This window comes from Puribacter membranae, assembly GCF_055380425.1.
The window spans coordinates 966,701-982,688 of the sequence record NZ_AP040167.1; the positions used below are offsets into that span (position 1 = coordinate 966,701).

9 protein-coding genes and 1 pseudogene are annotated in these 15,988 nt (G+C 48.5%); 1 reads left to right on the forward strand and 9 read right to left on the reverse strand.

The genetic code is table 11. The features are described from left to right. Window positions 1-123 precede the first annotated feature (123 nt). On the reverse strand, window positions 124-1,485 hold the full coding sequence (locus ACZ41M_RS04730; RefSeq protein ID WP_464730070.1) for a calcium-binding protein: 1,362 nt from the start codon (window positions 1,483-1,485) through the stop codon (window positions 124-126). Between the two features lie 186 nt (window positions 1,486-1,671). On the opposite strand from ACZ41M_RS04730, the pseudogene ACZ41M_RS04735 reads away from it, so the two are divergent. Beyond that, a pseudogene (locus ACZ41M_RS04735) lies at window positions 1,672-2,783 on the forward strand (IS3 family transposase). 517 nt (window positions 2,784-3,300) lie between these two features. Here the strand turns inward: ACZ41M_RS04735 and ACZ41M_RS04740 are convergent. The 8 genes from ACZ41M_RS04740 to ACZ41M_RS04775 form a co-directional block, all read right to left on the reverse strand. Continuing rightward, window positions 3,301-3,903, reverse strand: a complete 603-nt coding sequence (locus ACZ41M_RS04740) for a dual specificity protein phosphatase family protein (RefSeq protein WP_464730069.1) — start codon at window positions 3,901-3,903, stop codon at window positions 3,301-3,303. A gap of 37 nt (window positions 3,904-3,940) precedes the next feature. Beyond that, window positions 3,941-5,338: an aminopeptidase P N-terminal domain-containing protein gene (locus tag ACZ41M_RS04745; RefSeq protein ID WP_464730068.1), complete on the reverse strand. Its 1,398-nt coding sequence runs from the start codon at window positions 5,336-5,338 to the stop codon at window positions 3,941-3,943. A gap of 108 nt (window positions 5,339-5,446) precedes the next feature. Beyond that, complete coding sequence (locus ACZ41M_RS04750; RefSeq protein ID WP_464730067.1) at window positions 5,447-6,181, reverse strand: amino acid ABC transporter ATP-binding protein; 735 nt, start codon at window positions 6,179-6,181, stop codon at window positions 5,447-5,449. Between the two features lie 28 nt (window positions 6,182-6,209). Further along, window positions 6,210-6,899 (reverse strand): amino acid ABC transporter permease, encoded by a 690-nt coding sequence (locus ACZ41M_RS04755; RefSeq protein ID WP_464730066.1) that lies wholly within the window; start codon window positions 6,897-6,899, stop codon window positions 6,210-6,212. Continuing rightward, window positions 6,899-7,732: an amino acid ABC transporter permease gene (locus ACZ41M_RS04760; RefSeq protein ID WP_464730065.1), complete on the reverse strand. Its 834-nt coding sequence runs from the start codon at window positions 7,730-7,732 to the stop codon at window positions 6,899-6,901. The genes ACZ41M_RS04755 and ACZ41M_RS04760 overlap by 1 nt, the downstream gene beginning before the upstream one ends. A gap of 96 nt (window positions 7,733-7,828) precedes the next feature. Continuing rightward, complete coding sequence (locus ACZ41M_RS04765) at window positions 7,829-8,794, reverse strand: amino acid ABC transporter substrate-binding protein (protein ID WP_464730064.1); 966 nt, start codon at window positions 8,792-8,794, stop codon at window positions 7,829-7,831. Between the two features lie 241 nt (window positions 8,795-9,035). After that, window positions 9,036-11,357 (reverse strand): DNA topoisomerase IV subunit A, encoded by a 2,322-nt coding sequence (gene parC, locus ACZ41M_RS04770; RefSeq protein ID WP_464730063.1) that lies wholly within the window; start codon window positions 11,355-11,357, stop codon window positions 9,036-9,038. A gap of 230 nt (window positions 11,358-11,587) precedes the next feature. Then, entirely contained in the window at window positions 11,588-15,979 is a 4,392-nt protein-coding gene (locus ACZ41M_RS04775) for an Ig-like domain-containing protein (RefSeq protein WP_464730062.1), read from the reverse strand. Window positions 15,980-15,988 lie beyond the last annotated feature (9 nt).

The window sequence follows — 15,988 nt, forward strand, 5'->3', positions numbered from 1 at the left end:
ACAGCATTGATAAATCCAACGACACTTCTTCAGTCAAATTACCAACCAGCAACATTTCTCTATAAAAAACCCCCCCAGCATTCCTGCTGGGGGTTTTTGTTAACAACCAAGCTAATGCATCCTTTATAGAATAATAAAGTCTGTTGTCGAGATGACTGGGTTAGCACCTGAGCTGCTGGTCAAGTCAGCAAAGGCAATCGCAGCTCCTGCACCGCTACCATCCGCATCGAATGACAATACACCGTTTGAGGTATTGTACAAAATCGTTGGGCTGGTAGTACCTGCCACCGGAGTAGCGCCCGATACAAATGTTGATCCATCGACTAAAGCCTGGCCTACGGTAAAGCCGGTGAAGATGTTATTGTCCAACACAATCTTATCTGTACCTGAAACAAAGTCAAGGATACGATCGACATTGCTTGACGCATTCAATGCCGAGGCGAATACAAATTTATCCGCTCCTGCGCCACCGATCAATGTGTCATTACCCGTACCGCCGTACAGAACATCATTACCTGCACCGCCGTCAAGTGTATCGGCCTGACCATCTTTACCAATCAAGGTATCGTTCATAACCGTACCATTGATGGTTGTACCGGAAACCGTTGTTACATCTACAATCGCCGTATCATTGACAGAGCCTTCAGTCAAAGTATATTCAAAAGTTCCGCTACCCGATGTATTGGCAACCGGTTGAATATTCATCCACAAGTTATACGTACCATCATCACTGCCACTGTAGCTTTGCACTGACACATAGTATGTACCATCCGATGGAACCGTATAAGTCAAATATGAGTCCGTCGTATTGGATGAACCTGGATCAAGGGTTTGTGAATTATCGTTTCGAGCCAATTCAGTACCAGATGAGTTCAATATTTTGACTATGGTATTAACTGAACCATTGCCATCTATATCCAAAGTCAGCTTCTCACCCGCCTTCAGAGTCACCTGAATCATGTCAATATCTGGACGACCATATGATTGCTCAACAATACTGCCGTTAAACAATGCAGAATAACCGCCTGACGGTGCATTGCTGTTGGTAGTCGGGCCAAACTGACTGCGATTAACAACTACTGCTGTTGCCGTTGTATCGTTCAGCTTATTACCCGCACTATCCGAACTGGACTCTGTGATGGTAGCTGCTGAGGAGCCAAAGCCGGCAGTAGAACCCGAAGCATTGGTAACGACTACCGGATCAGTGCCGGTCGCGTTCAAACCATCAACACCTGCCGATGAACTGATCACTGTGGTTGGACTATAAACATCATTAGCCATCAACACGGCTGCTGGAATCGACAAGGTGCCATCGGTATCATTGGTCAAAATGTTATCGTCAATTGCAGAGATTTGATAAACCTGCAGAACCTTGCTTGGTACGGAAACAACATCACCATCCTTATCTTTTACAGAGAATGAGAGTTGCTCTTGATACGAAGAACCTGCATTACCCGCTTGATATAAATAATCACCCGTATCCATATCGAGAACCATCTTCGCACCCGAGGAAGTTGTGATGGTAACCACATGTTCCGTTGAATCGTAGGTGTACGTTGAAGTACTCGTACCCGTCGCAGTCAAAGCACCTGTGGTCGAGTTGGGTAATACCCCCTAAAAAAGCCAGCACCTAAAAGTAGAACCCTTTAAACTAACCCAAAGGAGTTTTACATGAAAGTATCCAAATTCAGCGACAGCCAAATCGCCAGCATTCTAAAACAAGCCGAGTCAGGCGTACCCGTACCCGCACTGTGTCGTGAGCATGGCATCAGCAGTGCCACCTTCTACAAATGGCGCAGCAAATACGCAGGCATGGACGCAAACCTCATGAGCCGCCTCAAAGCCTTAGAAGCCGAGAACACGCGCCTGAAAAAACTCTATGCCGAATCCCAGCTGCACACCGACATCCTCAAGGAGTGCCTTGCAAAAAAGTAAGCGCGTCATCTCGTAAAGAGATGGCGCAACAACTGCACAACGATAAAAACATCAGCATCCGTGCGTCCTGCGAACTCATGAGTATCTCAGAAAAACGCTTTCGCCACATCCCAACGCGCGCGCAAGCCAACGCCATGATAGCCGCTAAACTGATCGAGTTGACCACCACCAAAGGACAAAACACATGGGGCTTTCGATTATGCTACCTGCACATCCGCAACGTCTTGGGCTGGAAATACAACCACAAACGCATCTACCGCATTTACTGCAAACTCGGGCTCAACTTGCGCCTGATTCCCAACAAACGCCTTGACCGAGAAACACCGCAACCACTCGAAGTGCCCGACGCAATGGATGTGACGTGGTCAATCGACTTCACCCACGACAACCTCGAGGATGGGCGCAGCATCCGCTCATGCAACGTCATTGACGACCACAACCGAGAAGGGTTGTTGGCAGAAATCAACTTCTCAATCCCCGCAACCACGCTGACGCGCTATCTCGACCAACTCATTGAATGGCGTGGTAAACCTCAAGCGATACGCTCGGACAACGGCCCTGAATTCATCAGCCACCACTACCAACAATGGGCGCAAAAGCACGACATTAAACTGCTCTACATCCAACCTGGAAACCCACAGCAGAACGCCTACATTGAACGCTTTAACCGAACCATGCGCTATGAATTGCTCAATCAGACATTATTTGAGTCACTCGAACACGCTCAAATCGAGGCGACACAGTGGCTGTGGTGTTACAATAACAACCGTCCTCATATGTCGCTCGGTGGATTCACTCCAGCGCAAACGCGTATGATGGCTTTAACAAACTCACGCGTCCTGCACTAAACGCAGGACTTGTGTTGATTCTACTTTTAGATGCCGCCCTTTTAGGGGGTATTACCCGGTAGCGCTACCTTCGTCTCGCTTAAATAACCTCCCGTCGTCTTCACACGCGTAAAATCTGATGTGCTGCAGCCACCTAAAAGCAGCGCTATCGCACCGATACTTACAATTAACCTTCTTATTACGCGTGTATTCATGATTTACCTCAGAGGAAATTAGTTGTCTTGATGTATATATTATAGCAAAATTTTTAGAAAAACCACTTTTTAAATATATTCATCACACAAAATGCGTTGTAAATAAAAAAATATAATCTTAAATAATTATATATAAAGAAATAAAAATGTAAATTTTACAACCAGATTTAAAGGATCAATTAGGAAAAATAAAATAGATAAGAATTATGCAGATATAACAAACTGCATCTATCTTTGGTTGACCATATGATGGGTTTTTAACTATTCATTAAAGTGATCAATAAAATAGTACTTTTTGATCTGGAATCTTTAAGCCCAGCAAACTAAATCTTTTTCAAGGTCTCTACATCCACCTTTTGAATATAGCGAATCAAATTAGACCAAATGGGGTGATAGCCAAATCCCCCTTGCGTCATTTCTGCGATGGCGTCTTCTTTGCTCCAGCCCTGTTCAACGATTCGATAAATCGCGACCATCATACCGGTGCGGTCGGAGCCGTGCTTGCAATGCAGGAGTACAGGCTGGTTGGCGGGATTACGTACGATTTTAAGAAACTGTACGACATCTTCGTCCCGCACGTCCCAAGTATTAAAACGAATTTGTTCGTAGTGTACTCCGGTCGGTTTGACCAGCGCAGCATCGCCCGCATTATTGCGCAACGACAGTACGGTTTTGATTTCTACGGGCAGTCCATACACTCGTGCCAATTGCTGATTCAACAGCAGCAGCCCTTCGGCTTCGGGTTGTGCGGAGCGATACAGAACGGGGGAGACTTGATAGAGATTGGGTAGACCTTGGCGTAACACGTCACTGCCGACGGGCTTCGCCCAATGATTCGGACGTTGTTCAGGCGGTAGGCCGGGCGCGACGGCACAGGCCGTTATGCATGTGGAAACGATTACAATGCTGAGCGCTTTTTTAAACATAGTCAAACCCTATTTTATTGATCAACAAACGTTTTTGTTATTTGCGCATCAGTCGCTCAATTTCATCGGCCTGAACCGGCACGTCGCGGGTGGTCAGCTCACAGCCATTTTCAGTCACGATCGCATCGTCTTCAATGCGAATGCCGATATTCCAATACTCTTCCGGTACATCCACACTTGGACGGAAATACAGTCCAGGCTCGATGGTCAGTGCCATGCCGGCTTCCAGCACACGCCAGTTCGGCAGTTGTTTGCTTGCATCGTTTGGATCGGTGATTTGACCAACGCTGTATGCACCACAATCGTGTACGTCCAAACCAATCCAATGTCCCGTACGGTGCATGAAATACGGTTGATAGGCTTTCTGCACAATCGCGTCCTCCAGCGAGCCAACTTTATTTTTATCCAAAATACCCAAATCCAATAAGCCTTGAGTCAAAACGCGCACCACCGCATTGTGTGGCGCGTCGAATTTAACTCCGGCTTTGGTCAGGCGAATCGCTTCGCTTTGTGCCGCCAGCACACATTCGTAAATTTCACGTTGCGGTTTGGTGAATTTGCCATTGACAGGGAACGTGCGCGTGATGTCACCCGCGTAGTAGCCGTACTCAGCGCCCGCATCAATCAGGCACAGATCGCCGTCTTTCAACTCGGTCAAGCCTGCGCGATAGTGCAGGCAGCACGCATTCGCACCCGTGGCGACGATGCTGTTATACGCCACCTCTTGTGCACCAGCGCGCATAAATTCATGACGCAGTTCCGCCTCCAAGTCCAATTCGCGCCAACCGACGCGGCATTTTTCCATCGCACGGATATGGCCCAATGCAGAAATTTTACCCGCCGCATGCAACCACTGCTGCTCAACCGCATCCTTGCGCAAACGCATTTCGTCCAAAATCGCATACAAATCATGCTGAATCGCCGGTGCGCCCACGCCACTACGCACCTGCGCTCGGGTGGCATTCAGAGCCGTAGCAACGCACGCATCCAATGAGGTTTGCGATGCCAACGGCGCAAAAACGGCGTGCGTATTGCCCAGCCAATTCGGCAATTCATCGGCAAAATTCGCCACATCGTGCGCTTCATCCACCTGTAAATACGCAACGGCTTGCTCCGGCCCCAAACGATAGCCATCCCAAATTTCACGTTCCAGATTTTTTTCACGACAGTACACAATGCTGCGCGTCGAATTCGCCGTCACCAGCAAGACCAACACCGCTTCCGGCTCGGTAAAACCGGTCAGATAATAAAAATAGCTGTCCGGACGAAAATCATAATGCGCATCGCGGTTACGCGCGACTTCCGGCGCGGTTTGAATGATGGCGACCGATGCACCCGACGGCACCAGTTCGCGCATCTTTTCGGCCAAGCGTGCGCGTCGCGCAGCGAATGGTTGGGGATTGAATGCGTTGAGGTGCAAAGTGGGTTTCATCATGACCGCCAAAGATAATCGTTGAAAGCCGAAATTGTACCATCAGCCTCGAAAAAATGCCCCCGAAACATCGAGGGCATTTTGCAGATATTGAGCACATCAACTGTGCGATCAATGCGCCAAAATTTTAGACAAAAACTGTTTCGCACGCTCGGTGCGATTCTCCGGATGTCCAAAGAACTCCTCTTTCGAGCAGTCTTCAACAATTTTGCCGTGATCCATGAAAATGATGCGGTTCGCAACTTTACGTGCAAAGCCCATCTCATGCGTCACGCACATCATGGTCATGCCTTCATTCGCCAACTCAACCATCACGTCCAACACTTCATTGACCATTTCCGGATCCAGCGCCGAAGTCGGCTCGTCAAACAGCATGGCAATCGGATCCATCGCCAATGCGCGTGCAATCGCCACGCGCTGTTGCTGACCGCCCGACAATTGCCCCGGGAATTTATGTGCATGCGCCGATAGGCCTACGCGCTCCAACAGCTTTTTGCCTTTGGCGTAGGCTTCCTCTTTGCCGCGCTTGAGCACTTTCATCTGCGCCAGCGCCAGATTTTGCTCAATGCTCATGTGCGGAAACAGCTCAAAGTTCTGAAACACCATGCCAATATGCGAGCGCAATTGGTTCAGATTGGTTTTCGGATCGGTGAGCGACGTGCCATTGACCACGATATCGCCCTTCTGAATCGGCTCTAACGCATTCACGGTTTTAATCAGCGTTGACTTACCCGAACCGGATGGGCCGCAGACCACAACCACTTCACCTTTTTGAATGGTGGCCGTGCAATCGGTCAAAACCTGAAAATCGCCATACCATTTCGATACATTTTTAATTTCAATCATTGTAGAAATCCTTTATTGAATGTTCATCTTAGCGAACAATCGCAATTTTCTTTTGCAAACGTTTCACGTAGCTCGACAGCAGAAAACAGATGATGAAATACACCACGCCGACAAACAGATAAAACTCCGTCGGGCGGTTATTAATCCCTGCCAAGGTGCTGCCTGCGCCCAAGAAATCTTTAAAGCCGACCGCGTACACCAACGTAATGTCCTGAAACAAAATAATCGTCTGTGTCAGCAATACCGGCAGCATATTGCGCAGCGCCTGTGGCAAAACCACACTCGCCATGGTCTGACCGTAGCTCATACCCAGCGCATAGCTTGCATTCATCTGCCCTTTGGACACACTCTGAATACCCGCACGCATGATTTCCGAATAATACGCCGCCTCAAAAATCGCATAGGTAATCACCGCCGCATACAGCGCACCCAATGGTGTCACATAATCCGCACCGGTAATCGTCGCCCAAATTTTCGGTAGCAAAAAATAGAAAATCAACAATACTTGCACCAAAGGCAAACCACGGAAAAAATCCACATACAGCTTTGCAAAACCGGACAAAATCCGATTGGATGACAAGCGCATCATCGCCAGCGGCGTACCGATCAACATGCCGCCGATCAGCGCCAATACCGTCACCTGCAAGGTAAACCACAGACCTTTGGACAACAGCGTCAAAGCCTCGGTTGTGAACAAAACCCCATAATCAAAGTTCATTATTTACCTCCCGTAATCATACCGGGGATGCGAATACGACCTTCCATCCACACCATCAGCGCTTTAATCGCGTAGGTAAAGAACAAATAAATGAACGTGGTCACCGTCAGGATCACCATATCCTGCGATGTCAGCTCAATCATGGTTTTGGTTTGCGCATAAAAATTCGCCACGCTGACTACAAAGGCCACGGACGCATTTTTAAACAAATTCATGACCTCTGAAGTCAAAGTCGGCCAAACGATGCGAAACGCCTGTGGCAAAACGGTGTAGCGGTAAATCTGCGCACGGGTTAAACCCAAGGCAAAACCTGCATTCCACTGACCCGTCGACACAGTCTGAATCCCCGCCCGTACCTGCTCCGACACGCGCGCGGCATGATACATACCCAAACCCAAAATCCCCATCACCCACGGCGAGGCAGCGGCGATTTGTCGATACCACAAACCGCTGACATCCGCGTTTGAATCCGCTGAAAACGTAGACGGCAGAAAATTAGGGAACACCAACAACCAGAAAAAGTACTGAATCACCAATGGTACATTGCGAAACAACTCCACATACGCATTGCCCAAGCGTGACAACCACTTATTCGGTGTCGTGCGCAACACCCCGAGTAAAGAGCCGAGTATCAGCGCCAAAATCAGCGCACCGAAAAACACCACGAAATGCCACTTCAAGCCGGTGAACATCATTTGCAGCCACGTGACCTCTTCAGCTGCCGCGCTGTAACTGCGCGCACCTACCGATTGGCAAATGGATTCAATCCAGCCGACCTTGTCAACGTATTCGGTACTCGGTGAACAAAAAACGCCCCAATCCAATTGAGCCATTATGACCTCCGAAAAAAGATGAAAAAATAAGACGCATTCAGTTCATCAACTCATGCGCCTTATTTCAAGAAACAACAATCAATCCAAAACGATCGATTAAATACCTTTGTCAGACGGTTCGGCCAAAGCTTTTTTCATACCTTCGTTCATTGGCCAGTTCAGGTTGGTTTTCTTACCACCGGTCAAAGGAATTTCGGTTTGGAACCATTTTTTATAGGCTTTTTCCATCGCACCGGATTTAATCATTTCCATGACCGCTTTGTCGGCGATTTTCTTCATTTCAGGATCGCCCTTGTTCAGCATGATACCGTATGGTTCAGCCGATAAAATCGGGCCGACAATTTCAAAATCCGCCGGATTTTTAGAGTTCGCGATCAAACCCGCCAAAATATTGTCATCCATGAAGAATGCCACGGCAGAACCAGCCTCTACCTGTGCAAATGAATCGGCGTGGTCTTTACCAAACACATTGGTCACGTTGACTTTCGCCGCTTGCTCGCCTTGCTTGATGTATTTGTCCGAAGTCGTACCTTGTGTGGTCACAACCGCTTTACCGTTCAAATCGGCGATGGATTTGATGTTAGAACCTTTTTTCACCACCATACGCACTTCAGTCACATAGTGGTTCACAGAGAACGCAGCTTGCTCTTGGCGTTTGACGCTGTTCGTGGTTGTACCGCATTCCATGTCAATATTGCCAGCTTGAATTTCAGGAATACGAGTTGATGAAGTCACCGCCTTGTATTCCACTTTCAGATTCGGCAAATTCAAATCTTTTTTCAAGGTATCCACGATCGCCGCACAGACATCCATTGAGTAACCCACCGGTTTGCCATCCACCAAATAAGAGTGTGGAATCGATGATTCGCGATGACCGACCACAACAGTGCCTTTATCTTTGATTTTTTGAATGGTGTTAATCACAGGAACCGGAGCTGCCGGTGCTGGTGCTGCGCCGGCAGCTGCTTGATCGGCCGGCTTTTTATCGCCGCCACCGCAAGCGATCAGCGCCAAAGCACTGGAAACGATGAAGGCTGATTTCAATAGTGTGGTTTGTTTCATGTATTCCCCTATCGTGGATGAATGTAACGCGACGCCGAAAAGCAATACTTTTCAGTGTGGTTACGTGTGTGATTGAATTAATATATCGAATAGTCATCAAATTGACATATTTCAGTCAACAGGTAAACAATATACAAAAATTCTTCACAAAGCAAGCAAAAACGCCATACATCTTGCACCATCTATACGCAAAAATTCATCATATTGCGCCATGATGCAGCAACCTGCTGAACATGGCTCATTACGACAAGCTTGGCGTCACCACACGTTTCAAACCCTGCGGCTTGAGCTTGGCATCGATGACCTTGCCTTTGCGCGCGCGTGCGGCGACAAAAGCCTGCAAACTGCTTCCTGCCAAACGCAACTCCTGCACTTTGCCACTGCGATTGAGCAATTGCACCAACAGGGCAACGCCATCATTCGGCAACACGTCTTGCAAATGCACCGGCTCGGAAATATCCATCAAGATCACGCCTTTGCCACCGCTGTTGAGTTCTTTCAACTCAACCAAGCTGAAGTTGAGCAAGCGCCCATCGCTCGCCAAACACGCCAGGTACAAATCATCGTCCTGCATCGCAATCATTTTGACGATCGCATCGCCCTTGGCCACATTGACAAAGGCTTTGCCTGCGCGCACACGGCTTTGTAAATCGGCCGCCACGCAGCTAAAACCCATGCCTTGCGCGGTAGCGATCACCAGTCGTGTATCGTCCGTACCGGCAAAGTATTGCGACAGAATCGCGCCGTCCTGCACATCGACCAAGGTCGCCAACGGCACACCGTCACCGCGTCCACCCGGCAGCGCCGAGACCGGCACGGAGTACACGCGCCCTTTGCTGTCGAGCGCGTATAAGTTGTGTACCGAGCGACACATGAATAAGCCGTGCAAGGCATCGCCCTGTTTAAACGCGAGTGTGTCCACCTCAACCTGATGGCCGGTACGCGCACGCACCCAACCATTTTTGGAGACGATCACGGTGATCGGTTCGTCCACCACGGCGACGCTGACGCTGGCTTTTTGCGCTTCTTCGAGCAACGTTCGCCGCGCATCACCGAATTTTTTCGCGTCCGCTTCGATTTCCTTGATCAGCAAACGTTTGAGCACACCGTCGTCGTTGAGCAGTTCATACAAACCCATCAATTCTTCGCGCAAGCCCATCAATTCCTGCTCGATTTTGATCGCCTCCAGTCGCGCCAATTGACGCAAGCGGATTTCCAAAATATCCTCGGCTTGACGTTCGGACAAGCCAAATCGTTCAATCAAAGCCGGTTTCGGTTCGTCCGATTCGCGGATGATGGCGATCACTTCGTCGATATTGAGCAGGACGATTTCGCGCCCTTCGAGGATGTGAATGCGATCGGATACCTTTTGCACACGAAACTGCGTGCGACGCGTCACGGTCTCACGACGAAAGTCGACCCACTCGGTCAATACCTCACGCAGCGATTTTTGACACGGACGACCGTCGCGCCCCACCATCACCAGATTCAGGGATACCGACCCCTCCAAACTCGTATTGGACAGCAAGAAATTACTGAATTCATCCACCGAAATGTTTTTCGATTTCGGTTCAAACACCAGCCGCACCGGTGCGTTTTTACCCGACTCATCGCGTACGGTGTCGAGCATGGATAAAATCAATTGCTTGGTGTTTTGTTGCTCAGGCAGCAGCGCCTTTTTGCCGGTTTTGACTTTCGGATTGGACAGCTCCTCAATCTCCTCCAGCACCTTTTGGCTGGAGGTATTGGGCGGCAACTCATACACAACCAATTGCCATTGACCACGCGCCAATTCCTCGATGTGCCAACGCGCGCGTACCTTGATCGAGCCTTTGCCCGTCGCATACATCTGCGCGATTTCGTTCAGATTATTGGTGATTTGTCCACCGCCCGGGAAATCCGGCGCGGGTAAAATCGCCGCCAAATCCTCATCCGGCAGATTGGGACGTTTGATCAAAGCCACCGCCGCCTGCGCCACTTCATTCAGATTATGCGCCGGAATTTCCGTCGCCATACCCACCGCAATGCCCGATGCGCCATTGAGCAATACGAATGGCAAACGCGCCGGCAGCAAGGCCGGCTCCTCCATCGAGCCATCGTAGTTCGGCACGAAATCCACCGTGCCCATGTCCAACTCGTCCAACAGTAAAGACGCAATCGGCGTCAGACGCGCCTCGGTATAACGCATCGCCGCCGCACCATCGCCATCGCGCGAACCGAAGTTCCCCTGCCCGTCAATCAGCGGATAGCGCAGCGAAAAATCCTGCGCCAGACGCACCAGCGCCTCATACGCCGACAAGTCACCATGCGGGTGAAATTTACCCAGCACATCACCGACCACACGCGCCGATTTGACCGGTTTCGCATTCGCCGCCAAACCCATTTCATGCATCGCATAGAGAATCCGCCGCTGAACCGGCTTTTGCCCATCCGACACATCGGGCAAAGCGCGCCCTTTCACCACCGAAACCGCGTAATCCAAATACGCACGCTCGGCGTACTGCGCCAGTAATACACTGCTGTCGTCGTTTTCTACAACCAATAAATCATCGGAATTTGACATACGTTCCTAAGTAAACAAAAACCCTCAAAAAGAAAAGCCCTTGATAGCAAGCGCTAAGCAAAGACTTATTTTAATGGAATCCGGCACAGTTAGCCATGTATATCATATTGATACGAACATCACCCCCCAACTGATTGATATCTCAACTGGAAGCCATGAATTTTAAATGATCGGTAACAATTGAATAAAAAATCCCCGTGCAAAAAGCACGGGGATCAGCATGATCAAACTTAAATCACTTGAATGCCCTGCTGAATATACACATCATTGATGTAATTATATCCCCCTGCACTATGGCGATATATGTCATAAGCAACATCATCCATAATAGTGCTGCCGCATTTTCTCCATGACTCCATTCGCCAACCGCTGCTATCAGTCAAATCCCGCATCCACGTTGAGTCAGAATTCCAATTATTACCACCAAGATCCACTTTGCTATCTCTGCCGCCTTGAATAAACAATGCGCCTGTTCGCGAAGTATCTGCAGCTAAATCACAATAGCGAATATCAACAGCATTTTTACCTTCCATCTTGATGAGTTCAAAACCGGTAAAATTAGCGGAGGACAAATTGGTAACGTTGACACATGAATTTACCAGCGAATTATCAGCCGTATAGTCAAGCACCAGCGTATCAAAACCACTACCGCCTTCCAACTGACCGACAACTTTCTTGCCTGTGAATGTCAATATATCATCACCAGCACCCATGCTCGCTGTTGCGTCACAGCCATTAAACTCACCCGTTACGGTCAATTGATCATTGCCCGAGCCAAATGTGATCTTGGCATTATCGATGACTCCACCAACGGTGACTACGTTATCACCTTCGCCCGCGTTAACCACGGCGCAATCTTCAACATAGCCACCGACACGCAAAACATCATTGCCATTACCCAGGTTGACTTTAGAGCTATCGCGGATGCTTTGGCCGACATTAAATACATCATCACCATCGCCCATGGCTACTTGACTATTGCCGTACATATCACCCTTCAGATTGAACACATCATCACCCGTGCCCATATCAACTTGAGTGTTGCTATACATACTGCCCTTGCCACCGCTTACACCTGTATCTAAACGATCATTACCCGCTCCCATTGCAATAAGAGTCACGGTATTACAGTAGTAAGACCAAATACTGCCCTGTTCTGGATAACACCAATTGCGCTGCGGGCCATTGCCAATTTCAATCCAGTCATTACCCGAAGAAGTGCGATAAGGCTCGTACACATTATAGGAACAATAATTTGGACGATAAGCCAACGGACCTTCTGTATTGGTCCAGCTGGACGCCACGGTCCAAACACGATAGTGATAACCCGGAACCGCAGGCACCGACTCATTACCAGCCAAATCCATAGAGGTAACTGACAATCCCGCGCGGCTTGGCATGGTGCTCAAGGTAACGCTAAATTGGCCATTGGCTTGCGCAGTGGTTGTTGCAATAACACGATCACCATCGCTAACAATTACTGTGGTTCCAGCCTCAGCAGTCCCGCTCAGAACTCGATCAGTCAATGCAACACCCGTAGGCATTGCCGGTGCTGTCGCATCAACCTCTAAGGTAATCGTCTGTGTAATATAAGGATCATTGCCATACGCATCCGTTACCACAGCACGGTATTGATAAGGGCCGTCTGCCATATTTATCTGCGCGGATGTGGTATTAACCCAAGAGAAACCATTCCATAATTGGTATTGTGCAAAACCACCGACTTCCAAACCAATAACCGACAAATCATAGTTGCGATCATTGGACAACATATCACTTGAAGTACCGGCCACATAAGGGTTGAAACTATCGTAGAAGTTATTTAAAACCAACAAAGCTGGATCGACAGACACATCAATACCATACGCTTTCTGGGTGCCGACAATACCGACATTGCCTGCTGCATCATGTGCCGCGACACTGGCATCCAAGGTATGGTCACTATCTGCGACCAAATCAGACCCTTTAACAAAAGTAGAGTAGTCGCCAGCGGTATTAAGCACTTGCGTCAGATAACGATTGCCATTGAGTACCAATGTCACAACATCGCCCACCTGGAACTCACCTGAAACTTTACCTGTCACTAAAACATTTTCTTTAGCCTCTTTGCCATTCACCACATTATCTGCCGTGATGTTATCCACCATAATCGCCGTTGTACCACTATTCGGCGCAACATTATCAATCGCGTAGTTAATGAAATTGCCCGTACCAACATTGCCTGCCAAATCGGTGTAGGAGCCATCTTTGACGCTGATGGTGTTGCTGGCGTCATCTACATTGGCCGTGGCGATGAATGTCGCTGTCCAGGTTTTGCCGCCATCTGCGGTTTGTAAGTTGCTCAACGTGCCGTTCTCGACCGTGACATCACGCAAATCAAAGCCGGTGACCATTTCGCTGAAGCTGAAAGTCACCACAGCGGTTTCACCCAATTTCAGCGCTTGGTCGCTCATGCTGAGCACCACGCTCGGCGCAACATTATCAATCGCGTAGTTGATGAAATTGCCCGTACCCACATTGCCTGCCAAGTCAGTGTAGGAGCCATCTTTGACGCTGATGGTGTTGCTGGCGTCATCTACATTGGCCGTGGCGATGAATGTCGCGGTCCAGGTTTTTCCACCATCTGCAGTTTGTAAGTTACTCAACGTGCCGTTCTCGACCGTGACGTCACGCAAATCAAAGCCTGTGACCATTTCGCTGAAGCTGAAAGTCACCACAGCGGTTTCACCCAATTTCAGCGCTTGGTCGCTCATACTCAGAATCACGCTCGGCGCAACATTATCAATCGCGTAGTTGATGAAATTGCCCGTACCAACATTGCCTGCCAAATCGGTGTAGGAGCCATCTTTGACGCTGATGGTGTTGCTGGCGTCTTGTACATTAGCCGCAGCAGTAAAAGTAGCGGTCCAGGTTTTGCCACCATCTGCGGTTTGTAAGTTGCTCAACGTGCCGTTCTCGACCGTGACATCACGCAAATCAAAGCCGGTGACCATTTCGCTGAAGCTGAAAGTTACCACAGCGGTTTCACCCAATTTCAGCGCTTGGTCGCTCATACTCAGAATCACGCTCGGCGCTGTGGTGTCCACAGTTTTGACTGAGATATCCAAAGCAGCATATGAAGCATCACCATCTGCATCTTTTAAACCATAAATGAAGTTTTCGGTGATAACACTGCCAAGAGGTAACTGTGTCAAGGCAGGATTATTTTGATCCAGTTCGTAGGTCCACTCACCTGTGGCCTCTGAAAAGATTAACAAACCATATTTTCCCTGAACCACTTTGGTTCCAGCTTGAGCACCTGCAATTGCTCCATTAAATACCACGCCAGCCAGCGCGTCCGCTCCAGCAAAATCGTTGGTAATGACGTTTCCTGAGATGGCGCTCTGATCGCTGGTCATATTGGCCACGTCATTGTTTGCATTGGGTTCTGTATCGGCAATCCAAACAGTCAGTGGCTTATTGGTAACTTTGCCTTCATTATCAGTCAAGCTGATCATGAATTGATCAAAAATATTGTCATCATTGGCATTGTGATTGTGAGCGCGCATCCCTTCGGTATAAGTGAAGCTGATCTTGCCCTTCGCCATATCGTAGGAATAAATGACCAACATACCTTTGGATGTGCCAATAGTTAGTGGCGTTGTATTCACGCTATCCGTAATTTCGATATCCAAAAATGTCAGTTTTTTAATTCCCGCGTCCGCTTGAACCGTAAAATAACTTTGAACTTGAGTGCCCGAACCCTCGGTTAAAATCAAGTCAACGGCACCTACTGTATTGCTCGAATCAGGAATGAAAATAACTGGATCGGCATCGGTAACTCCCTCAATTTTAACGAACAAGGAGCGCAAAATCTGGTCGTCGTCTGCATCGACGAGTAAATAGCGAAACTCTTCATTCAATGCCTGATTATCTTTTAAGCCTTGAACTTGGGGTAAGTCTTTATTCAATTGGTAAACCCAGTCACCATTAGACTGAACGTGCAAAGTACCCCATTTGCCCACCACCACACCGTTAACTTCATTCCAAAAAGTCAACGAATGCGGTGCATCCGCACTCAAAACATCATTCGCCAGCACATTGCCCGAAATAGAACTGGTATCCTCGGTCATAACGCCGAAGTCATCTTGACCAGAACCTTCGGTATCCAAAATCATGACATCCAAAGTGTTCGAAACACTTTGTCCCACTTGATCCATCACTGTGATCACAAACTGATCAATTACCGAATAATTGCCATAAGAATGATCCTTTGCCAAACCATTATCCGTATAGTCGTATTGAAAGACGCCAGTAGACGGTTCAAAACCCGTAATGCGCAGAGTACCGTATCCAGTTAGGAATGTGATAACGTTATCAGATCTGGCTTGACTAATATCAATGCCATTAATCATAACCGCAGCAAGACCCGCCTCTGACTGAACACGGAATGTGCCTGTCACCGTATCTTGAGATGCCTCAACCACGGAAATAGCAGCACTGGAAGCACTACCATCTACATCATCAATCGTAATGGATGGCAAAGCAAAGACTGATGACAGCGCCACCAGATTAATTTCTGTATTTTCAGCTTGTAACAAATACTCTTTATCAAGCTGGATATTGGATAAAGACGCTCCCATTAGCTTCTC